Source organism: Pseudomonas sp. 9Ag (assembly GCF_902506445.1).
Classification (GTDB): Bacteria; Pseudomonadota; Gammaproteobacteria; order Pseudomonadales; family Pseudomonadaceae; genus Stutzerimonas; species Stutzerimonas stutzeri_AB.
Genome location: NZ_LR733836.1, coordinates 4,187,174 through 4,208,301 on the forward strand (window position 1 = coordinate 4,187,174; position 21,128 = coordinate 4,208,301).

General features: G+C 61.9%; 25 protein-coding genes. 5 read left to right on the forward strand and 20 right to left on the reverse strand.

The annotated features are described in order from the left end of the window. Window positions 1-25: 25 nt before the first annotated feature. The 3 genes from ALTERO38_RS19170 to flgB are packed head-to-tail and all read right to left on the reverse strand — an operon-like array spanning window position 26 to window position 1,506. On the reverse strand, window positions 26-709 hold the full coding sequence (locus ALTERO38_RS19170; protein WP_159969350.1) for a flagellar hook capping FlgD N-terminal domain-containing protein: 684 nt from the start codon (window positions 707-709) through the stop codon (window positions 26-28). Next, on the reverse strand, window positions 709-1,137 hold the full coding sequence (gene flgC, locus ALTERO38_RS19175) for a flagellar basal body rod protein FlgC (RefSeq protein WP_148925840.1): 429 nt from the start codon (window positions 1,135-1,137) through the stop codon (window positions 709-711). Before flgC ends, ALTERO38_RS19170 begins: the two co-directional genes overlap by 1 nt. 3 nt (window positions 1,138-1,140) lie before the next feature. Then, window positions 1,141-1,506: a flagellar basal body rod protein FlgB gene (gene flgB, locus ALTERO38_RS19180; protein WP_148925839.1), complete on the reverse strand. Its 366-nt coding sequence runs from the start codon at window positions 1,504-1,506 to the stop codon at window positions 1,141-1,143. 99 nt (window positions 1,507-1,605) lie between these two features. Here flgB and flgA point away from each other — a divergent pair, with 99 nt between their 5' ends. The 5 genes from flgA to ALTERO38_RS19205 all read left to right on the forward strand — a co-directional run bounded on the left by flgA (window position 1,606) and on the right by ALTERO38_RS19205 (window position 6,309). After that, on the forward strand, window positions 1,606-2,409 hold the full coding sequence (gene flgA / locus ALTERO38_RS19185; protein ID WP_256663923.1) for a flagellar basal body P-ring formation chaperone FlgA: 804 nt from the start codon (window positions 1,606-1,608) through the stop codon (window positions 2,407-2,409). 340 nt (window positions 2,410-2,749) lie between these two features. Continuing rightward, on the forward strand, window positions 2,750-3,592 hold the full coding sequence (gene lafA / locus ALTERO38_RS19190; RefSeq protein WP_148925838.1) for a lateral flagellin LafA: 843 nt from the start codon (window positions 2,750-2,752) through the stop codon (window positions 3,590-3,592). Window positions 3,593-3,679: 87 nt separating this feature from the next. After that, complete coding sequence (gene lafA / locus ALTERO38_RS19195; protein ID WP_159969351.1) at window positions 3,680-4,606, forward strand: lateral flagellin LafA; 927 nt, start codon at window positions 3,680-3,682, stop codon at window positions 4,604-4,606. 354 nt (window positions 4,607-4,960) lie between these two features. After that, window positions 4,961-5,830, forward strand: coding sequence for a transcriptional regulator (locus tag ALTERO38_RS19200; protein WP_159969352.1), 870 nt, complete (start codon window positions 4,961-4,963; stop codon window positions 5,828-5,830). After that, on the forward strand, window positions 5,827-6,309 hold the full coding sequence (locus ALTERO38_RS19205) for a hypothetical protein (RefSeq protein ID WP_148925835.1): 483 nt from the start codon (window positions 5,827-5,829) through the stop codon (window positions 6,307-6,309). Before ALTERO38_RS19200 ends, ALTERO38_RS19205 begins: the two co-directional genes overlap by 4 nt. 399 nt (window positions 6,310-6,708) lie before the next feature. Here ALTERO38_RS19205 and ALTERO38_RS19210 read toward each other — a convergent pair whose 3' ends face one another. The 17 genes from ALTERO38_RS19210 to ALTERO38_RS19290 form a co-directional block, all read right to left on the reverse strand. Further along, window positions 6,709-7,623: an OmpA family protein gene (locus ALTERO38_RS19210; RefSeq protein ID WP_159969353.1), complete on the reverse strand. Its 915-nt coding sequence runs from the start codon at window positions 7,621-7,623 to the stop codon at window positions 6,709-6,711. Then, window positions 7,620-8,492, reverse strand: coding sequence for a flagellar motor stator protein MotA (gene motA, locus ALTERO38_RS19215; protein WP_045422662.1), 873 nt, complete (start codon window positions 8,490-8,492; stop codon window positions 7,620-7,622). The genes ALTERO38_RS19210 and motA overlap by 4 nt, the downstream gene beginning before the upstream one ends. A gap of 2 nt (window positions 8,493-8,494) precedes the next feature. After that, window positions 8,495-9,229: a FliA/WhiG family RNA polymerase sigma factor gene (locus tag ALTERO38_RS19220; protein WP_159969354.1), complete on the reverse strand. Its 735-nt coding sequence runs from the start codon at window positions 9,227-9,229 to the stop codon at window positions 8,495-8,497. 10 nt (window positions 9,230-9,239) lie between these two features. Next, entirely contained in the window at window positions 9,240-9,701 is a 462-nt protein-coding gene (gene fliL / locus ALTERO38_RS19225) for a flagellar basal body-associated protein FliL (protein ID WP_159969355.1), read from the reverse strand. Between the two features lie 36 nt (window positions 9,702-9,737). Then, window positions 9,738-10,913, reverse strand: a complete 1,176-nt coding sequence (locus tag ALTERO38_RS19230) for a flagellar hook-length control protein FliK (RefSeq protein ID WP_159969356.1) — start codon at window positions 10,911-10,913, stop codon at window positions 9,738-9,740. Beyond that, entirely contained in the window at window positions 10,910-11,233 is a 324-nt protein-coding gene (locus ALTERO38_RS19235) for a hypothetical protein (RefSeq protein ID WP_102837146.1), read from the reverse strand. The genes ALTERO38_RS19230 and ALTERO38_RS19235 overlap by 4 nt, the downstream gene beginning before the upstream one ends. After that, on the reverse strand, window positions 11,217-11,615 hold the full coding sequence (fliS, locus tag ALTERO38_RS19240; RefSeq protein WP_159969357.1) for a flagellar export chaperone FliS: 399 nt from the start codon (window positions 11,613-11,615) through the stop codon (window positions 11,217-11,219). The genes ALTERO38_RS19235 and fliS overlap by 17 nt, the downstream gene beginning before the upstream one ends. Next, window positions 11,612-12,919 (reverse strand): flagellar filament capping protein FliD, encoded by a 1,308-nt coding sequence (gene fliD, locus ALTERO38_RS19245; RefSeq protein ID WP_159969358.1) that lies wholly within the window; start codon window positions 12,917-12,919, stop codon window positions 11,612-11,614. The genes fliS and fliD overlap by 4 nt, the downstream gene beginning before the upstream one ends. Before the next feature lie 374 nt (window positions 12,920-13,293). Continuing rightward, the gene (flgN, locus tag ALTERO38_RS19250) at window positions 13,294-13,734 is read right to left on the reverse strand and encodes a flagellar protein FlgN (protein ID WP_148925830.1); all 441 of its coding nucleotides are present in this window, start codon (window positions 13,732-13,734) and stop codon (window positions 13,294-13,296) included. Next, complete coding sequence (flgM, locus tag ALTERO38_RS19255) at window positions 13,731-14,006, reverse strand: flagellar biosynthesis anti-sigma factor FlgM (protein WP_102837150.1); 276 nt, start codon at window positions 14,004-14,006, stop codon at window positions 13,731-13,733. Before flgM ends, flgN begins: the two co-directional genes overlap by 4 nt. 132 nt (window positions 14,007-14,138) lie before the next feature. After that, window positions 14,139-14,564, reverse strand: coding sequence for a flagellar FliJ family protein (locus ALTERO38_RS19260; RefSeq protein WP_064481202.1), 426 nt, complete (start codon window positions 14,562-14,564; stop codon window positions 14,139-14,141). After that, complete coding sequence (fliI, locus tag ALTERO38_RS19265) at window positions 14,561-15,892, reverse strand: flagellar protein export ATPase FliI (protein ID WP_159969359.1); 1,332 nt, start codon at window positions 15,890-15,892, stop codon at window positions 14,561-14,563. The genes ALTERO38_RS19260 and fliI overlap by 4 nt, the downstream gene beginning before the upstream one ends. A 1-nt stretch (window position 15,893) precedes the next feature. After that, a complete protein-coding gene (gene fliH / locus ALTERO38_RS19270; protein WP_159969360.1) occupies window positions 15,894-16,592 on the reverse strand; it encodes a flagellar assembly protein FliH in 699 nt (232 codons plus the stop codon). 6 nt (window positions 16,593-16,598) lie between these two features. Further along, on the reverse strand, window positions 16,599-17,666 hold the full coding sequence (locus ALTERO38_RS19275; protein WP_102837154.1) for a FliG C-terminal domain-containing protein: 1,068 nt from the start codon (window positions 17,664-17,666) through the stop codon (window positions 16,599-16,601). Next, on the reverse strand, window positions 17,638-19,317 hold the full coding sequence (fliF, locus tag ALTERO38_RS19280) for a flagellar basal-body MS-ring/collar protein FliF (RefSeq protein ID WP_159969361.1): 1,680 nt from the start codon (window positions 19,315-19,317) through the stop codon (window positions 17,638-17,640). Before fliF ends, ALTERO38_RS19275 begins: the two co-directional genes overlap by 29 nt. Window positions 19,318-19,337: 20 nt before the next feature. After that, complete coding sequence (locus ALTERO38_RS19285) at window positions 19,338-19,658, reverse strand: flagellar hook-basal body complex protein FliE (RefSeq protein WP_102837156.1); 321 nt, start codon at window positions 19,656-19,658, stop codon at window positions 19,338-19,340. 22 nt (window positions 19,659-19,680) lie between these two features. Then, entirely contained in the window at window positions 19,681-21,066 is a 1,386-nt protein-coding gene (locus ALTERO38_RS19290; protein ID WP_148925987.1) for a sigma-54 dependent transcriptional regulator, read from the reverse strand. Window positions 21,067-21,128 lie beyond the last annotated feature (62 nt).

Genomic DNA, 21,128 nt, shown 5'->3' on the forward strand with positions numbered 1-21,128 from the left:
ATGAAGACTGGCGAGCCCAGGGGACTCAGCCGCCGAGCAGCCCGGCGTCAGCCTGGGCGAATTCGAGGATGTTGTAGAAAGGCACCGAACCGACGCCCTTCACTTGCAGCACCGGGCCTTCGGCGCTGACGCGCACGTTGGAGACCTGACCGGCGACTTCCACCTGGGGGAATTCGCCGTTTTCCGACTCGATGCTGATGCTGTACTGGCCGTCGCGCAGGCCGTGCTTGGCTGGATCGATGACGAAAGGCACCTTGCCAGCGGACTGCGCGCCCAACTCGATACGGGTCTGGGTGCCATTGGAGTCGGTCAGCAGCAATGCGGTGCGGGGCGAGGCATGACTCAGGTCGAAGCCGCCTCTGACGGCCTGCCCACCGAGATCCAACGACTCGACTGCAACACTGACTTGCTGGCCAACCAGGCCAGCGGCCGTCAGGGTCTGCAGGTTGTCGGTCAAGACCAGGTTGTTCTTCGCCACGGTGGCGAGGTTCTCCATGCTCTTGACTTGGGACATGGCCGAGAACTGGTTGAGAAACTCGGTGCTGTCGACCGGTTTGGTCGGGTCCTGGTACTTGATCTGCGCAACCATCAGGCTGATGAAGTTGTTTTCCATCTGTGTGGAATCGCTGACGTTCACCGCCTGCTTGGGCAGGTCACTGGCATGGCTGCCGGACAGACCGCTGCCCTGAAGGTTATTGGTCACCGCCATCAGGATTCTCCCAGCCGCAGCAGGCTCTGCTGCATGCTTTTGACCCGGTTGAGTACCTCGACACCAGTCTCGAAGCTGCGCGTGGCCGACATCATGTCGGTCATCTCTTCGATCTCGTTGATGTCGGGGTAGTAGACGTAGCCTTTGCCATCCGCCAGCGGATTGCCCGGCTCGTAGCGGCGCTTGGGCTCGGCGCCGGAGGTGACCACGTCGAGTACCTGCACATGAGCGCCGCCGAGGCCGACGCCGCGGGTCAGCGAGTTATTCTCGTACACGGCCGCGAACATCGGCTTGCGCGCCTGGTAAACGTCGGCGGCGTTGTTGGCGGCCGAATCGGTGTTGGCCAGGTTGCTCGCCACCGTGTTCAGACGCACGGTCTGGGCGTTCATTGCCGAGCCGGCGATGCGGTAAATGGAATCGAATGACATGACTTAACGGCCCTCGATGGCTTGCTTCAAACCACGAAATTTCATCGTGACGAAGGTCAGGCTGGTCTGGAAATCCATCGAGTTGCGCGAGAACTGCGCCTGCTCGGTCGACAGCTCGACGGTGTTGCCGTCCTGCGAGGCCTGTCCCGGCACGCGAAACAGCAGGCGCGGATCGGTTCCGGCGAGGCTGGCGCGCGGCGAGGTGCTGCTGTCGAGCCGCTGCATTTCCTTGCTGAAATCGATGTCCCGCGCCTGAAAGCCCGGGGTGTCTTCGTTGGCCAGGTTCGCCGCGAGAATCTCGCTGCGCTGCATGCGCAAACCGAGGGCGCGCTCGTGAACGCCCAGCGCCTCATCAATCCGTATACTCATTTACCGATACCCTTTGCAGCCTGTGCAGGCTGAACCCAGCCCGCTGCTTTCAAGACGTTTTGCAGAAAGCGTGCCGAACCCACAGATACAGGTAAGCCATTGATTTACAAAGCTGAAAAAGCCACCGAACCAGAACGCAACAAGCGCTTTCTTCCGCTTGGCGAAGGGCAAGCATGCGGAAGCGGAAAAGCGTCTTCCGCATGGTCGGTCGTCATCCTCCTGCTGTTGAGTGTCACGTCGCAGGCGCACGCGGACGCCACAACGCAGGTTCAGCAGGCAGTGGAGAATCACCTGCGACTGATGCTCGAACAGCAGGCCGCGCGTCAGGGCTGGCAAGGCATGCAACTGCGCTACGAAATCAGCGTGCCGGCCAGCGCAGCCAACCTGCCGCCTTGCTCTGACGTACTGCGGGTCCAGGCAACAGGCGAAGCGCCGTCTGCCATGGAACGACAGAACCTGCAGATTCGTTGCGTCGACACACCCGGCTGGTCAACGAACGCCACAGGCCAGGCCCATGTCTTCCTGCCTGCCGTTCACGCCGAAGGCATCATCGACCGCGGCCAGACGCTGACGGCGGGCGACCTCAAGCTGCAGCGCATCAACGTCGCCAAGGCCCGGCGTGGGTACTACAACCGAATCGAAGAGGTGGTCGGCCTCGCTGCCAAACGCCGCATCCGCGCAGGACAGACCATCACCCCGGCGCTGCTCGAACAGGCCATGGCGGTCAAACGCGGCCAGCCGGTGAAGATCGTCGCCAGCAACGACGGCATCCAAGCCTCCACCTCCGGCGAAGCCTTGGCCGATGGTCAGCCAGGCGACGTTATTCGGGTTCGCAATGTCGGTAGCGGCAAGGTGATCGACGCGAAGGTGATTGAGAGCGGGGTGGTCACTAGTACGTTTTAGAACGGACTCGGAAAGAGGCCGATCGTGGAGCCCCCTCTGGTAACGCCCATGTACGGAGCATCATCAACGCTCTAAAGCATGCCCTGCAGGCGCGACCTTGCTCGCGATGATCGGAGCGGCAGCTCCAATCGCCAGCAAGCTGGCTCCTACATGAACGAGAATTGACGCCGTTTTTTGCATCGGACAAACAAGTCCCAACCGACTGATTGGACCTGTCCAACACCAACTAACAATATTTTTTGACGTCAGGATTTAATCCCTTGCGCGGTGCTGTCGCCCTTCCCTTTCAGCAGGCAGTCAAGCCAGCTCCTAACAGCCCAATGCAAAAAGGATCATCTTCATGGCACTGTCCATTCACACCAACTACTCCGCGCTGACCACTAACACGGCACTGAACAAGTCGAACAGCTCCCTGGCCACCAACCAGCAGCGCCTGGGCACCGGCCTGCGCATTAACTCCGCTGCCGATGACGCCGCCGGCCTGCAGATCGCTACCCGCCTGAACGCTCAAAGCCGCGGCATGAGCGTCGCCATGCGCAACGTAGGCGACGCAACTTCGATGTTGCAGACCGCAGAAGGCGCCTTCAGCGAAGTCACCGACATTCTGCAGCGCATGAAGGATCTGTCGACCCAGGCCGCGAACGACACCAACGGCGTATCCGACCGCACCTCGCTGAAGTCCGAGTACGACGAGCTGGGCAAAGAGCTGGTCAACATCGTCAGCAACACAAAGTACGCCGGTGAAGCACTGTTCGCAGCTGGCGGCAAGTTCTCCGCAGCAGTCAACTTCCAGATCGGTGCTTCCGCTGCCGAGAAGCTGACCATGGACGTTACCGCCGACATGACGGCACTGCGCACCGAGCTGACCACTACTGTCCAGGCCGGCACCATGGACACAGCGGCAAACGCCGGTACCACCATCACCGCATTGGAAACAGCATTGAACAACGTCGGTTCGATGCGTGCCAAGTTCGGCGCCAACATCAACCGTCTGAACCACACCAGCAACAACCTGGCGAACATGAAGGACAACACTGATATGGCCAAGGGCCGGATCATGGATGCCGACTTCGCCATCGAAAGCGCCAACATGAGCAAGAACTCGATGCTCATGCAGTCGGGTATTTCCATGCTCAAGCAAGCTGGCCAGATGCCGGGCATGGTCATGGGCCTGCTGGGTTAAAACCACCCGCTCGCGGCGACCCCTCGAATGGTTCGCCGCACCGCGCTTTTACGAGCTGAACGCTCGCTAATCAGAAGGATTTAGACCATGGCACTGTCCATTCATACCAACTATTCCGCGCTGACCACCAACACCGCGCTGAACAAGTCAAACAGCTCCCTGGCCACCAACCAGCAGCGCCTGGGCACTGGCCTGCGCATTAATTCGGCAGCTGATGACGCCGCTGGTCTACAGATCGCAACCCGGCTGAACGCCCAGAGCCGCGGCATGGGTGTCGCAATGCGCAACACCGGCGACGCGACCTCAATGCTGCAGACCGCCGAAGGCGCCTTCAGCGAAATGACCGACATTACCCAGCGCATGAAGGACTTGGCGACTCAGGCTGCCAACGGCACCAATGGCGTTGCTGACCTCAAGTCGATCCAGTCCGAGTACGACGAACTGGGTAAAGAGCTGCTGAACATATTCAAGAACACCAAGTACGCCGGTGAAGGCCTGTTCAGCAACGGCACTACTAATGATGGTGCCACCGGTAAATTCGGTCTGGCCGCAGGCGTGACCTTTCAGATTGGCTCCAGCGCAAGCGAGACGATGGTAGTCAATGCTTCTGCCAAACTTGGCACGCTGGCTACCAACTTGGGTGCCGCATCCGCTATTTTCACTGCAAACGGTGCCGCTGCAGTGGGTACCGAAATCGCCACAATCACTGCTGGCCCGCCTGAGACAGCAGTCAACAACGCCAACGCCAGCATTACCAAACTGGAAACAGTGCTTAACTCGCTCGGTGAAGTGCGTGCGCAGTTCGGTTCGAGCATCAACCGCCTGAACCACGTAAACAACAACTTGGCGAACATGAAGGACAACACCGAGATGGCCAAGGGCCGGATCATGGATGCTGACTTCGCCATCGAAAGCGCCAACATGAGCAAGAACTCCATGCTCATGCAGTCGGGCATCTCCATGCTCAAGCAAGCTGGTCAGATGCCAGGCATGGTCATGGGGCTGCTGGGCTAAGCGGTACACAACATCGCCGGTCGCTATTGACTGGCAACGAAAAGCCCCGACTCGTCGGGGCTTTTCGTTTCTGGGAATACCCGAACGGGCATGCTCCGACAAACGGCTGTGATGATTGAGCGAGAGAACACATCACAATATAGGCCGAATTAAGCCGCTGACGGCAGCTGTAGCACCTCTATCTGCCCTGTTTCACTCAGCATTTGCTCTGCAGACTCGATGGCCGTTCGGCGCCTTTTTGGTGCAACCGCCTTGCATGATCAAAAAAACGGCGCCAATATGCCGCCGTCTCGTTTTGCCAAGGTGATCACACCGGTAAAACCTTGTCTTCGCGAAATCCGAACCTAGGCGCTCATGTCCTCATCTCTGACCCCTCCGGCCATCGATGCCCTTGTCTGTCCCTTGTTGAAAACGGGCCGGGCCAGCTGTACAGCGCGCTTCGATCGCTCGCTGTTTCAACTCGTGCGGGTCGACGATGAACACGAAGATACACTCGACTTGGGTTTTTCCGGCAGCCGTGTGCTGGAGCGTCTGCTGCAGGCGCCCGGCGAGGTTGTATCCCGTGAGGAGCTGATGACTTATGCCTGGGAGGGACGGGTTGTTGGCCAGGGCAGCCTTAATCAGCAGATCTACACGCTTCGCCAGGCCCTGTTCGATTCTGGTAATCAGATCATCCAGACGTTGCCGCGCCGCGGCTACCTGTACAACCCGCAATACCTGAAGGATCAATTGCAGCCTTCAATCGAAGCCGCGCCTGTAACGGTCGTTCCGGCGGGCGCCAGCGCGGTAGTGGTGAAGTCGCCAGCCCCGAGCACCCTGCCAATCACCGAGCAGCCCAAACCGGCACGCCAGCACCGTTCATGGCAGACCTTCGCGCTTGCCGGTACAGGCATGATGGTGCTGCTGGGCCTGGCAACGCTTGGCTTTCGCCTGGCCAGCAGCTCGGCACCCTCGTTCATGCAGACGGTCGATGCTGGCGCGCTCGAGGTGCTTTACGTGGAGAAGAGCCAGCACCTGCTCGACTCGCTGGTTAAGGAAACCCGACCTCTGGTCGATACCATGGCCAACATGAGTGCCGAACCGGCCCGTCTTATCGTCAACATGTCCCCGGGTTTCTACGAGATTCGTTGCCTGCAAGATGACGGCCGGGTCAATTGGCTCAAGGTTCACAAGAGCCGCGTCCAGACGATTCCCAGTGACCATTTACAAGAGTGCCTGCAATGAATAGCCAGAACGAGACCGGCGCAGTCGGCAAACGCATGCTGCGGGTGATGGCGCCTGCTGCGCTGCTGCTATGGGCGTTCGTGGCGATGGGCACCACCGGAACGGCTTCGTCGAGCCTCGATGGCCACTACAGTTCCAGCGGGCGTGTACTGCTGAGCGACGGCACAACCCTCAAGGTCAGCCAGAGCCTGGTCTTCAACAAGGGCCGTTTCTATTCCATGACGCGCAACGCGCCGGCCATCGTCGAGGCGTCCGGTCGCCTGGAAACCGATCTGCTCGGACGGGCATCGCTGGTCGTGGAAGAAGGCCAGGTGCACGGCCTGGGATCAAAGGACGAAATGGACGATGACCTGGTGTTCAACCTGTTTTACGGCTCGCACAAAGGGGCGCGCATCACGCTCGAGCAGGTCGGCTCGTGCCTATACGGCGTAGAAACGCGACAGGTTTATTGCGCGGACGATCACCCCAACCGCGGATGAAGCAGGGCTGCCAGCAATTGCGATAACGCGTGGTAGTAATGGGCTGTCGGCGTCATGATGAATCCGACGCTAGACGCGATGCCGGTAGCTGGCTCGTACGGGTGGGATCTTCGCTAGATAAAGTGCCGAAGCCGATACTTGCATCGCGCACTTGCAGGCGCGAGCCTGCTCGCGAATGAGGGTGCGGCGTGCATCGAGGATTGCGGCATCCTCGACGCCGATTCGCCAGCAAGCTGGCTCCTACAAACGGCAAATTCCTGGGTTCGAATCAAGGAGCCTCGTCCCGGCGCTGCGGCCTGCATTGCCCTACCTGTTTGGATTGAGCTTGCTCGCAATCAATGGCTGAGGCGCTCGCTCCGTAGACCTGCAACCCACCACGAGCGGGCGCCCAATGACCTATCAATTTGCAGCCGCTCCGCTATAGCTCGCGCCGCTCTCGGAGAAGCGGACCTTGCCGTAGCTGTCACCGAACAATTCCTTGTACAGCGCCTCGGCCGAAGCGGTGAGTAGCAGAATTTCCACTCGGCGGTTAGCACCGTTCTGCGGATCTTCAAGCTGCAGCGGCATGACGTCGGCCTGAGCGGTCACCTGCAGCACCGCGCGTTCACCGAGACCGGCATCGACCAGCGCATTGCGGGCGCGTAGGGCACGATCCCCGGACAGATTCCAGTTGTTGTAACCGTTCTTCTGCCGATAGGGCGTGGCGTCGGTATGGCCGCTGATGATCAGTTTGTTATCCACCTTAGCCAGTACGCCGGCGAGTACGCCCAGCAGCTTCTGAAAATGCGGATTGAGGGTCGCGCTACCGCGCTGAAACATGAAGCGCTGCTGGTCGTCCTTGATAAGAATGCGCAGCCCCTGCGGGACCACGTCCACTTCCAGGTTCGCTAACGCATCGACTTCGCTGGCGACCTCACGCATCAACTCAGCGAGCTTTTTCAGCTCTTCGGTCGAACCGTAGTTATGGCTGCCGTCCTGGTCGGTTTTCCCTACCTTGCGCTCGGTTTCGTCAGCCTGCGGTGGGCGCACCGGTACGCCGTCAAGTTCCAGCGGTGAGGTGCTGGTGCCGTCGAAGATACCCGCCCCGCCATCGACCAGCGGATTACTCTCCATCTCGCCATAGGACGGGTTGGTCTGATTCATCTGCGGTTGGATGATCCACAGCACCATGAACAGCGCCATCATCGCCAGGGTGAAGTCGGCGAAGGCCACCTTCCACGCACCGCCATGCTCGTCGCCGTGACCCTTCTTGCCGCGGCGCTTGATGATGATCTCGTGCTCGCCGCCGCCCTTGTTCTTGTCCCGGCTCCTCATGCGGCGTCCCTTTCTTCCTCGTACTGGGTCACCCATTTTTCCAGCTGGCGGAAAGCGGGCTTGACGTCCTGCTCGATCAGCTTGCGACCGGCGTCGACCGCCAGCAGTGTGGGCTTGCCGGCGACATGGGCAACCAGCGTGGTGCGCACGCATTCGAGCGCCGAGAGTTCGGTCTTGATCCGCTGGCTCATGGCGTTCGAAAGCGGATCCATCAGGCAGTAGCAGAAGAAGATGCCGAGGAAGGTCCCGACCAGCGCTGCCGCTACGTGCGCGCCGATTTCCGCGACGCTGCCACCGATGCTGCCCATGGTGATGATAATGCCCATGATCGCTGCGAGGATGCCGAAGCCAGGCATGGCTTCGCCGATCTTGTGCAATGAGCGCGCCGGCTGCAGCAGGGCGTGCTCCATGGCTTCGAGCTCCTGCTCAAGAAAGCCTTCCAGCTCGTGAGCGCTGATCTTGCCCATCGCCATCAGCCGGAAGTTGTCGGCGATAAAGGCCATCAGGTTCTTTTCCTGAAGGATCAGCGGGTAGCGAACGAACAGATCGCTTTGCTCCGGCTCCTCGATATGCGAATCGAGCACCTTGAGGCCGCCGACGTCGACCATTTCCAGCAGTTCGTAGAGCAGCATCAGCAATTGGCGCTGAAACTCCTCGCCACGACGCTGGTAGGAGAAGACGCCCTTGATCTGATGCAGCATCTCGATCAGCACTTCCTTGGGGTTGCCGACCACCAGACTGCCGAGCGCGGCACCGAGAATGATGACCACCTCGGCCGGCTGCCAGAGCATGCGCATGTCGCCGTGCGCCATGGCGTAGCCGCCCAGCACGCAGCCGATGATGATGAAGGCGCCTAATACTTTCTGCATGACTACTGACTTCTCTCGGTTAGGAATCGGCAGGCCTTGCCGATCGCCTGTTTGCTCAGCTGACAGACCCGGGCATCGCTGACTTCCAGCACCAGGGCAATTTCCTTCAGGCTCAGTTCGTGCTGGTAATACAGCGTTAGTACGAGGCGCTCACGCTCGTCCAGCCGTGCCAGCGCCTGCGCCAAGACGCGCTCCTTGATCAGGCGCTCCTCGAACAGCTCGGTGGTGTCCGGGAAATGCTCGTGGCCGCTCTGCAGCAGCTCATCGAGGCTTTCGATGGCCTCTGATGAATCGGCACAGAGGAACGCCTGGTATTCCTTTTCATCAAGGCCGGTGTGGGCCTTGATTTCCTCGTCGCTGGGTTCGTGGCCCAGCTGTCGTGACAGGTCGCGGATCGCATCGCGCACCTTGTGTGCTTGCTGGCGGACTTGGCGCGGGCGCCAGTCCTGGCGGCGCAGCTCATCGAGAATCGCGCCGCGGATACGCAGGGACGCGAACTTGCCAAAGCCTTCGTCCGGCTCGCCGTAACGACGCAAGCCTTCGAGCAGCCCCATCATGCCGATCTGTTCCATGTCCTCACGGTCGAGCACCTGGTTGGCCTGCAGTGACAGCTGGCGAACAATGCGTTTGACCAGCGGCAGGTACTGCATCAGCCAGCGCTGCTCGACCGCCGGCGCGAACACCGAAGGGGCAGCCGGCGTAGCGCCGTAGTAGTCGATGGGGCAAGTGGCACTCATGGCGGGGCCTTTACTGCACGATCAGCTTGTTGACCAGCACGTGCTCGAAGGGCACCGCTGCGTTCTTGCTGGCGAAGTCGGCGAAGAGCGCCTTCTCCAGACGCTCCTGCAGCTCGCCGATCTTCAACCCACGCAATTCATCGAAAGGCAGGGACGACAGGTAGCCCACCACCGAGTTACGCACGATGGGCTCGGCCTGCTCGAATTTCGGTGGCTCGTCAGATACCTCCGCCTGCAGCGCCAGGTCCAGCACGAAGTAGTGCTCACGTCCGTCGCCGCGCACGCTGACGATGATCTTCTGCACCGGGAAGAACACGTACTCCAAGGGCTCGACCGGTTCAGCCTCCGCGACTTCGCCCGAGCTGGAGCCTTCCAGGCCGGGCTTGAGCAGCCAGTAGCTGGCGCCAACGCCACCGGCAACGGTCAGGACGTTGAGCAACAGCATCAGCAGAACAATACGGGGCGTCGACATAACACACTCACAAATGGCTAATTAGGTTGAATCGGCTCAGACCGTCACCAGGACATCACGGGTCCGGGCACTTTCGCGTTCCGGCGCTTGCTCCTGCGGGCGGGCCGCCAGAGGTGTTTCTTCCCCTGCCAGCACCGGGCGTTGGCGCTGCTGGCCCTGCTGACCGCCGCCGTCGGCGCCGACCTGCACGTTGACCTGGACGAAATGCTGGCCCACCAGCTCCTGGCGCAGACGGTCACTGGTTTGCTGCAGCAGGCGCGCCACATCGGCGTTCGCTGCGGACAGTTGTACGTTCAGCCGGCCCGACTCGTGGTTGAGCAGGATTTCCATGCTGCCCAGTTCCGGCGGATCGAGGCGGATGGTGGCGCTCTGGATCTTCTGCTGGATTTGCAGATCGACGTTTTCGCGCAAGGCGTGGAGCATCTGCTCGCCCCACTTGGCCTCCGGTGCCTGCAACTTCAGCGCACGGTCCGCAGACTGCAGCGGCGCGCTTTGTCCGCGCTCGACCGTCGCGGCCAGAGGGTCGCCCGCTTCCAGTGGCTCAGCGACCTCCAGAAGCGAGTCCAGCGACGCGGCCGGCATGGCATCGGCCGACGTGACTGCGGCGGCCAGGGATTGGCCGACACTCATCTCAACGATGGGCTTGGGCATGGCTGTCGCCACCGGGTTCAGCTCAACGGTGCGGCCCTGAACAGCCATCTTCGCAATGTTCAGCGAATCGCCCGGCACGGCATTGAGCGGGGCGTCAGTCATCTGGATCTGCCCCGGCAATGCGCTCAGCAGATCGTCGGGGGTCGCTGTGGTGGCCTGCGGAAGCGCCTGTGGCGCAGGCGCGGCGCCCGGTTGTGCAGCATCACGCGCCTGAATTTCGGCCAGTTGCTGATCGATCATGCCCAGCAACCATTGCTCAGGGGTCAACTCCTGGGGCGCTTCATTGCCCTGGCTGACACTGCCGCCTGCCTGCAGCACCTGGCCCTGCTCAGCAGCCAATACCGGTAATGGGCCTTGCAGCGAGGAGGCAGAAATTTCGGAAGACAGGTCGTCACCCGCGCTCGACGCCAGCAGCATGCGCTCGCCGAAACCGCGCATGGCACTGCCAGCCATGGCTTGACCAACAGTGGCCTGCCCGCCCTGGCTCGCACGCGCAGCAACCGGCACCGCGGATTCGCCACTGGCTGCCGTACGCGTTGCTGATATCGACTGGATCATCATCCCCTGTCTCCGGCTTGGAACATATCAATGCGCTGGTAGGCGGCACGCCCTTCGGCGTGCTCGAGGTGGTTCAAGAGCAGCAGGCGCAGACGCTCGCACTCTTCGGCGCAGGCTTGCAGGCCTTCCCCGTGGAGCTGCTTGAGGCGGCTCTTGGCCGCGTGCGTCGGCTCGTCCAGTTCAAGCCGACCGGCCAGTGTTTCGAGACACTGACGAATCGCCGCATCAACCGTGGCCACGGCGGTCCAGTCATTGCTCTGCAACGCCGCCTGCAATTCGCCGTGCAGCGCCATCAGGCGCTCGCTGTCACTTACGGGCGGCACTGACGCCCTCCCAGCCCTCGCGGAGAATGCCGAGCAGGTTGATCACTTCGTCCAGCCCTTCCAGCGACAGCGACACGCTGACGTCCGAGAGCCGGTAGATGCAGTACTCGTACAGCCGTGCCAGCCTTTGAACCACCTCGCCGCCGCCCTCTTCATCAAGCGCACCGTTGAGGCCGTTGAGGATGTTCATACACTTTTCCAGCGATACGCCCTTCTGCTGGTACCGTTTGTGCTCGATGTGGCCGCGGGCGCGGGCCAGCTCGTCCAGCAGGCCGTCCATCAGCACCAGCACCAGTTCGTAAGGCGAAGCCGAGGCAGCACGTGCCTCGAGGTCTACCGAGCGGTAGCTGTCATAACTGTCGTTGGGGTGATAGCTGTTCATGAGAACAATCCGTTAGCTTGCGATGTGGTGGGCATCGAGAACATTCCGCTGGTCTGCTCCATGCTCTGCATGGTCTGCATCATGCTGGTGAACTGCCGCAGGTAGCGGCTGTAATGGGTGTCGTACTGCTGCTGGAGCGTCTCGAACTGCTCGTCGATGCGGCGCAGGCTCATGTCCAGCGTGTCCATGCGGTTCTTCAGCAGGCCGTTGGTGCTGCTGGTGTAGCTGGCGACAGTCTTGTCCATGCTCTCCAGCAGCTTGTCGGTGCCGGTGAACAGCTCCTCGAAGCCCGCAGGATCGTTGGCGACGGCGGCCTCGAAACGCTTGGCATCGATCGTCAGCTTGCCGTTACGGTCGGCGCTGATGCCGAATTCGATCAGGCTCTTGCCGCCGAAGTCGGCACGCAACAGGCTGTTGAGGCGGCTTTCGATGGAACGCACGCTGGAATCGCCGGCCAGTGCGCCGCGTTTGGCGCTATCGCTGCCGCTGGCGGTCAGCGAATCGAAACTGGTCATCAGGGCGTTGAAGGCGTCGATGAATGTCTGCGCCTTGGCCTGTGTGCCAGCTTTGTCCTGGCCCACCGTGACGGTCAGCGGGGTGTCGGTCGCCGCATGCGTCTTGCTCACGGTCAGGCTTACGCCGTCGATGACGTCGGTAAAGGTGTTGCTGGCGCTGGTCAGCTCGATGCCGCCCGCGCCATAGCTGCCACCCATACGAACCATCGCGTCCTGGGCAGTCGATAGCGCGGTCGTGGTCGCGGCAGCGTTGCCTGTCATCGTGAGGCTGAATGCATTGGCAGCGCCGGTTTGCTCACTGCTGACGACCAGACTGACCGCGCCGTTGCTGCGCACCAGGGTCGCTTGCACACCGAGACCGGCGTCGTTGATCGCCGTGGCGGCATCGCCAAGCGTGGCGTACTGGCTGAGGTCGAACGATTGGGCATTCAGCGTCAGGGTGCCGCTCAGGCTGCCATCGACCAAGCCCTGTACCGCGACCTGCTGCTTGCTGGCCAGGCGCTCGACGAAAAAGTCATAGGTACCGGCCGTTGCGGTAGTGCCCACGCTAGCCGTGGCATAACCCTCCTGACTGAAGGTTGCACTGTTGGTCAACATGCTCGATGTGCTGCTGTTGAGCTTGGTGATGGCGGACTTGAAGGTCGTCATCGACGTGCGCAGCGAATTCAGCGCTTCACGCTGGGCCTTGTAGCGGGACTCGTTGCGGTTAAGCCGATCCAGCGACGACTGAACTTCGTAAGTCGCCAACTGCGTCGACATCTGCTGTACGTAATCGGAATTTATAGCCATCACCATCCCCTCTTGTTGTTTCTAGAGCAGATTGCATGCCAGGTCTGAAACGCCCGCGATATGGGCCTTCCAGCAAACGGCATGCAGAAAAAAGGCTTCCGCAACGTGACAGGACCAGGAAACGGGGAAGTGCCGTTTCCGCCTCGACGCGGGCGGAGCATCTGTCTGTAAAGGCGACGTCAACAGTGAGGTAGTTAAAGGCCAAACCGAAAAGGATTAATTCCTTGATGGCGACGATAGGCCTGTCGCGGCAAGGCGCCTCTTACACGCTGTCGTGGTGTGGATCGCAGTGGCGTACGGCTGAAGGGAGCTGTGGCTGAAGCCACTAACGGGAGCTGAGAATCCGCAGAAGCGCGGACGAATGTCTTTGCGCCTCAATAGGCCTGCGGCGAATACAGCCGCGCATCCTGCCCACCGGCGAGCAGCTGCTGAAGAATGTCGTGATGCATGGCGAGCAGCTTGCCGTTGTGCTCGTTGAATTGCTGACATTGCACAGCGAGATCACCGACTTGCCGCCAATGCTGCTGAAGGGAGTCACCGCGCTCACCCGTGCAGCTGGACAGCAGGCGGCGCATGCCAACACCCGAGGTTTCCAGACCGAAAGCCGCGAGCACCTTGCTGCGTCGCTGGGCGCGCGCGGCGATGGCTTCGACACGCACGGTGATCTGCAGGTTGATGCGGTCGATCTCCGGCACGTCGCGCTCGAGCAGACGTCCGTAGAGCGCCTGCATCAGCTCGCGCAAGGCGAGGTAATCGCCGCAATCCTGCTGGAGATCGTCATCGACGACTGCCAGCAGCTTATCGCGCTGGCTCACGCATCGTTTCCGCGGTGGTAGCTGAGCATGCTGCTGGCCAGATCACCCACGTCGGTAGAGATCTCGCCGCGCTGCAGCGCTTGCTTGATGGCCGCCACCCGGTCCAGATCGACCTCGGGCATGGCGCGCAGGGCGTCGTGCATCTGCTCCAGCGGCAGGCTTGTGGCCGGACGCGCAGCAGGCTGGGCCGTGGGGCGCGCACTGGCCGGACGCGCCGAAGCGGTCTCGGTGGGCATTGCAATGGCGGGCTTGAACTGCCGGCTGATTTCCATGATTTCGTTCCAACTCAGTGGTTACTGCCAAACAAGCGACCGCTAAGGCGCAAACCTTAAATGTTTTTTTGCTAGGGCTGACAGGCGGGCCGCCTGACGCCGTTTCCAAGCGCCGTGTTCAGGCACTCCTACTCAGGCGATCTGATTGCGCCACCAGGTCTGCGCGGCCAGACCGTCCTGAATTTTCTGTTCCTGCGCCATGAGCAGCTGCTGCCACTGCTGCATCTTGGCGTCGATCACATGCTCAACCACCTTCTCGCTGCGCATGGCCTGCAGCAGCTCCTGCTGAATACGCACCAGGGCCTGCTCGGCCACGGCCAGTTCGCGCCGCTGCAGCTCGACCATCTTGTACAGCGTGGCCTTGTAGCGCTGCTGATTGTCGCGCTGCAGCGGCGTGCTCATCGGCACGGAGAAGCCGCACAGGCGGCTGAGACCGGTGATGTTGTTGCGATAGCGCTGGCAGAGGTTCTGCTGGTACTGAACCTGCCCGAGCATCTGCTTGACCCGGTTGCCGCGCAGGCTGGCCAGGCGCGTGAGCGTTTCGATCTGCTGCTTCATGGCTTCCTGATGATGCTTTGCAGGATGGTGAGACTGGTTTCCAGCTCCGCCGCCTCGCCCACTTCTTGGCGCAGAAAGCGTTCGATGGTGGGTGCAAGCTGCACGGCGCGGTCGGTCTTGATGTCTGCGCCGGGGCTGTAGCCACCCAGCGGGATCAGCTCCTTGATCTTCTCGTAAGTGCTGTAGAACTCCTTGAGCTGCCGCGCCGCGCCCAGGTGCGGCGGCTGGCCGACCTGACTCATGCATCGGCTGACCGAAGCGCAGATGTCGATGGCCGGGTAATGCCCGGCGTCCGCCAATCGACGCGACAACACGATGTGGCCATCGAGAATTGCACGCGCGCAATCGACGATCGGGTCCTGCTGGTCGTCGCCTTCGGCGAGAACGGTGTACAGCGCACTGAGGCTGCCGTTGTCGTTGGCACCATTGCCGGCGCTTTCGACCAACTCCGGCAGCATGCCGAACACAGACGGCGGATAGCCCTTGGTCGCTGGCGGCTCGCCGAGGGCCAGGGCAATTTCTCGCTGGGCCATGGCGTAGCGGGTCAGCGAATCGACCAGCAACAACACATCGTTGCCCTGGTCGCGGAAATAAGCGGCGATGCTGTGGCAAAGCTCGGTGGCCTTGAGACGCATCAGCGGCGATTCGTTGGCCGGCGCCACCACCACGACGGCCTTCTTCAGGCCCTCTTCACCCAGCGAATGCAGCAGGAACTCCTGCACCTCGCGCCCGCGCTCACCGATCAGCCCGACCACCACGACGTCAGCCTTGGTCTGGCGCGTGATCATGCCCAGCAGCACGCTCTTGCCCACACCGGAACCGGCGAACAGGCCGACGCGCTGGCCCTTGCCGAGGGTGAGCATGGAATTGATCGCCCGCACGCCGACGTCCAGCGGTTCACTGACCGGCTTGCGCTTGAGCGGATTGACCGAAGGCAGCTCGGTGGGCAGCGGATCGCGCCCGCTGAGCTTGCCCATTTCGTCCAGCGGCTCACCGAGCCCGTTGACTACGCGTCCCAGCCAGGATTCGTCGATATGCAGCTTGGCATCATCCGGCGCCGGGAATACGCGCGATCCGGCCGTCAGCCCCACCGGTTTCTTGAAGGGCATCAGGTAGGTGATGTCGCGGTTGAAGCCCACCACCTGCGCTTCGAGCATGCTGCCGTCGCCCTGTTCGACGAAGCAGCGCTGGCCGGTCATGCGCTGGCAGCCGAGGCTTTCCAGCAGCATGCCGGAAACGCGCACCAGCCGGCCGCTGACCTTCGCCAGCTGCACCGTGTCCAGCGAGCGCAACGCCTCGTCGAGCCTGAAGCTCTCGCGCAGGGACATCTCAGGCTTCCGCCCTGATGTGCTCGCCCAGCGTATCCATGCATGAATCCAGGCGCTGCTGGCAGCCGATATCGGCTTCAGCCTGCGCCGTGATCACACGACACTCGCCGAGCGCCAGCTTCTCATCCGGGACCAGACGCCAGTTCGCCGCACGCTCGGGCGCCAGCTCCTTGATCCGGGCGCATTCCTCGGGGTTGAACAGAATGCGCACGTCTTCCTGATCACCCGGCATGGCCGCCAGAGCTTCTTCAGCCAGGGTCAACAATTGCGTCGGATGCAGGGTCAGTTCGCAGCGAATCACCTGCTTGGAGACTTTCTGCACCAGCTCCAGCAGTTGCTCGCGACGCGCCTGTTCAAATTCCTGCCGGAAGTGCTCGAAACGCTCGACCAGTTCATCCAGCGGCCGGGCCGCTTCGTCGAATGCGCGACGTCCCATGACACGGCCTTCTTCACGACCGATCGTCTTGCCGTCCTCGACACCGCGCTCGAAACCTTCGCGATGTCCGGCTTCACGACCCTGCTCGAGGCCCTGCTCGTAGCCCTTGTCGATGCCTTCCTGAAAGCCATCGGCAACGGCGCGCTGCAGCGCCGCCGGGTCACCGGCCACGCTGTCGGCCAGTTCAGAGGCGGTGCGCACGCGAGGCGGGAAGCGGAACGGCCGCCAGGAGCGACCTTCACCCTTGATGATCTTGATGCTCATCGGCGCTTACTCGACGGTCTGTTCGCGGAACAGCTGAACCTGCAGGTCGCCTTCGTTGGACATGTCCCGGACCACGGCCATGATGTCCTTGCGCACCTGCTCCACCCGCGACAGCGGCACTGGGCCCTGGCGACGGTTGATCGACTCCATCTGCTGCGCCTGGCGCTTGGGCAGCGCCCCCTGGATGGCATTCACCAGCGCCGGCTCGGCGCCCTTGAGCGCAACCACCCACTCTTCCAGCGGGATCACTTCAAGCAGCGTTTGCAGCACATCCTGGTTCTGCCGGGACAGAATGAAGAAGTCGTACATTTCATCTTCGATCTTGCCGACCAGTTCTTCGTTGTGCGCGCGCAGCAGTTCGAACATCTGGTCTCGGTTGCCCTTGAACCGGTTCATGATGTCTGCGGCCTGCTTCACGCCACGCACCTGTGAACCCTGATTCGTGAGCACTTGCAGACTGCGATCGATGAGCTGCTCCAGCTCGGCGATCACGTCGCTGTTGACCTCGCTCAGGTTGGCGATGCGGTACAACAGCTCGTCCTGACGCTCGGCCGGCATGCACTCGAGCACGTCGGTGGCCATGCCAGGCGGCAGGAAGGCGAGGAACACCGCCTGCATCTGCGCGTGCTCCTTGGCGATCAGCGCGGCGAACTGCTTGGGGTCCAGCCACTCCATCTTGGCCATCTTGGCGCGAATTTCTTCGCCATAGATGGAGTCGAGCAGCGAACGGGTGATGTCGCCACCCAACGCCTTGCCGAGCATGCCGGACAGGTAGGTGCGCGACGCACCCTTGATGCTGCTCTGCTCCTTGTAGTCATCGAAGAAGCGGCTGATCACATCGGAGACCATCGGTTGCTTGACGTTGGACAGACGCGCCATCGCCTGGCTGATGCTGATGATTTCCTCGCGGGAGAAGTTGCGCAGGATGCCGGCCGAAATGTCATCGCCCATGCTCAGCATGAGGATGGCCGCCTGGTCCAGCGAACTCACCGAGCGCAACTGCACCGGGCGCGCCTTGATTTCCTTGCTCGAGCCGGTCGCCGACTCAGCTGGCTGGGTTGAGTTCTCTTTCATTGCGGCCTATCCAATGCTTGATGACTTCCGAAACGCGCTCCGGGTCGTTCTTGGCAAGCATCTGCAGATGCTCGATCTGTAGCTCCAGCCCCGAACCGGGCGCTGGCAGGCGAATTTCCGAGAGCGGATTGAGTTCGCCGAATACATGGATGCCGTCGCCACTGGGCCGTGGGCTGGCCAATGCCGCGCGGGTCTCGGCCTCGATGGGCAGCGGCCCGGGCGCGGCCGCCAGGGTGCCTTCCAGTGCAACCGGATCAGCTTCGCCTGGCGCGTTGCGCTGGGTCAGGCTGCGAACAGCCGGACGTACCACGATCAACAGCAGCAGCAGTGCGATCAGGCCAGCCACGCCGAGCTTGGCCAGGGCGTGCACTTGACTGTTTTCCCACCACGGCACTTCTTCAGTGACGGTTTCAACTGCGGCGAAGGGCAGCACGCTGAGGGTCAGCAGGTCGCCGCGCGCCTCCTTGAAGCCGACGGCGCTGCGTACCATGGCTTCGAGCTCGGTACGGGCCTCTTCACTCCAGCCGCCTTCCGGCGCGGCGGCGGCGTTGAGCACCACCGCGACGCTCTGCTGGCGCAGGGTGAAACCGGCATGCTTCACATGGATCACGCTCTGGTCGTAGTCCAGTTGACGGGTGGATTCCTCGCGCAGGGAGGTCGCACCCTTGGTTTCGCCCTTGACCGGCTTGGGCTCCTCGCCCTCCTTTGGGGGCGCGACAGGCCGGTTGGCCAGCGAGCCGGGCACACCGAGCGCCAGCTGATCGAGCGCGCTTTCGTTACTCAGCACTTCGCGACGCAGACGCGGGGTTTCGCCATAGGACTGCAGCGTCTCTTCCTTCTGGCTGAAATCGATATCGGCCGCGACGCTGATGCGGTAATTGCCGCTGCCCAGTACCGGCGCCAGCACTTCTTCGATATTGGCCACCGCCTTCTGCTGATAGTCCTCCACGGCACCCCAGTTCTGCGCCGGGCCACCGCCGACATTCAAGCCGCGCGACAGCAGGGCGCCGTATTGATCGACCACGCCAACATCTTCGGGCTTGAGGTTGGGCACGCTGCCGGCAACCAGATTGAGGATCGCACTGACCTGATCGGCGCCCAGCTTGTAGCCGGGCTCCAACTGCAGCATCACCGAGGCCGTGCTCGGCGCACGCTTGCTGACCACGAAGGAGCTGTTCTCCTCCTGCGCCAGGTGCACACGGGCATGCTGAATGCCTTTGAGCGACATCACGGTGCGCGCCAGCTCGCCTTCGAGGCTGCGCTTGAGACGCACGTCCTGGACGAACTGGCTGGTGCCCAACGGCTCTTCCTTGTCGAACAGCTCGTAGCCGGCCGGCAGGGCAACTTTCACGCCCTTGGCGGCGAGCAGCATGCGCGCCTGGGACAGCTGATCCTCGCGCACCAGAATTTGGCCACTCTGCGGATGGATGCGGTATTGCACAGCCTCGGCATCGAGCACCTGCATCACCTCGGCGACCGGAAAGGCCTCACCGGCGCCATGCAGAGGACGGAACGATCCGTTATCGCGCCACAGGTAGAAGGCCACGGCGACTGCCAGCGCGGCGGCAATGACTGCCATGCCGGCGAGCGTTACCCGCGGGTCGAGTTGGAGGCCGCCGGCGGGCAGTTTGCTTTTGATTTTCTGCAGCACGTCTTAGCTCTCACGCCGGGTCAAAGCGGCGTTCTCATGACGTCGTCAAACGCCGTGGTCAGTTTGTTGCGCACCTGCAGCAACGCGGAAAACGACACGCTGGCCTTCTGGCTGTCGATCATGGCGCCCACCAGATCGTCGCTCTTGCCGCTGTCCACCGCGGCCATGGCAGCGCCAGCCTGATGTTGCTGCGCATCGACCGAACGCATCGCCGCCATGAACATCCCGCCTGCATCGGGCGCCGCCTGGTCAGCCGGTTTGATGGTCGTGCCACTGGCGACATCCTGAAGCTGCTGCATCCGGCCCAGCAGATCCTGCTGCACCTGAGTGATTGAACTCATCGCTGGCTCTCCCTTGTAAAACTCAGAAATTCAGCTCGATGCCCTGCTCGCGCATGGCATTGAGGCGGTAGCGCAAGGCGCGTGAGGTCATGCCGAGGCTGGCCGCCGCCTTGGTCTTGTGCCCATCGAACTTGCGGATGGTGTCGATCACGTGCTGGTACTCGGCCCACTTGCCGCTGGCGCGCAGGGCGGCTTTGCCGGACTCGACCGCGGGCAGCGGCAGCCGCTCGCTGCGCACTTCGGCTTGAGGCGGTGCGGCCAGCCCGAGATCCTGCGGCTGGATGAACAGGCCATTGCGCAACACCAGAGCGCGTTGCACGGTGTTTTCCAGCTCGCGGGCATTGCCCGGCCAGTCGTGCTGCAGCAAGGCGCGGCAGGCATCGCTGGTGAACAGTTCTTCGTCGGCTTCCTGCGGCGCGTACTTGGCCACGAAGCGGCGAGCCAGCGGCAGCACGTCTTCCTTGCGCTCACGCAGCGGGCTGATGTGCAGCGGCAGCACGTCGAGACGGAACATCAGGTCGGCGCGGAAACGCCCTTGCGCCACTTCCGCCTGCAGATCGCGGTTGGTCGCGGCGATGATGCGTACGTTGAGTTCGATTTCCTTGCGCCCGCCGAGGCGCTCCACGCGCTGTTCCTGCAGAACGCGCAGCAGCTTGGCTTGCAGCCCCAGCGGTAGCTCACCGATTTCATCGAGCAACAAGGTGCCGCCGTTGGCCAGCTCGAATTTGCCTGGCTGGGCCGTCACTGCACCGGTAAAGGCGCCCTTTTCATGGCCGAATAGAATCGATTCGAGCATCTGTTCAGGGATAGCGGCGCAATTCACCGCGATGAAAGGTGCATCGGCACTGGCCGAGAAACGATGGATGTAACGCGCCATTAGCTCCTTGCCGGTGCCGGTTTCACCGGTGATCAGGATCGGCGCTCGGGTCAGCGATACACGCTGCGCCATGGCCAGTAGGCGGCGGCCAGCCTGAGAACAGGAGACGAAACTTTCCTGCGCGGCGTCAGCGAATTCCTGGCGGCGCAACAACGCGCTTAATTGACTTTCGCTGAACGGCGACAACAAGTAGTCGACACAACCCAGCTCAAGTAAAGCGGCCGCCTTTTCCTGATCGGCATACTGCACGACCGGAATAACACTGACCGAGCGCCCACGGCGAATAAGTGAATCGATCTGCGTATATAAGGCCGGCTGCTGAATGCCGCTGATCACAACGAAAACCAGCGACGCTCCTTTCAAGGCTGCACTATCCAGATCATTTAGATCGGCATGTAGAAAGACCGCGCAACCTTCCTTCCGCAAACCTGCTTCAAGGAACTCGCAACCCGCTTGGGCGGGGTTACCGACAATAAGGATTTTCTTGCGCGCCGGCGCTGGAGCGAATAGCTCTTCGCGGGAGTAGTTCATTGCATGACTGACACTGTTCAATGTGACCACCTTGGCGCCGTCAGGCTTTTGCTTGAACACAA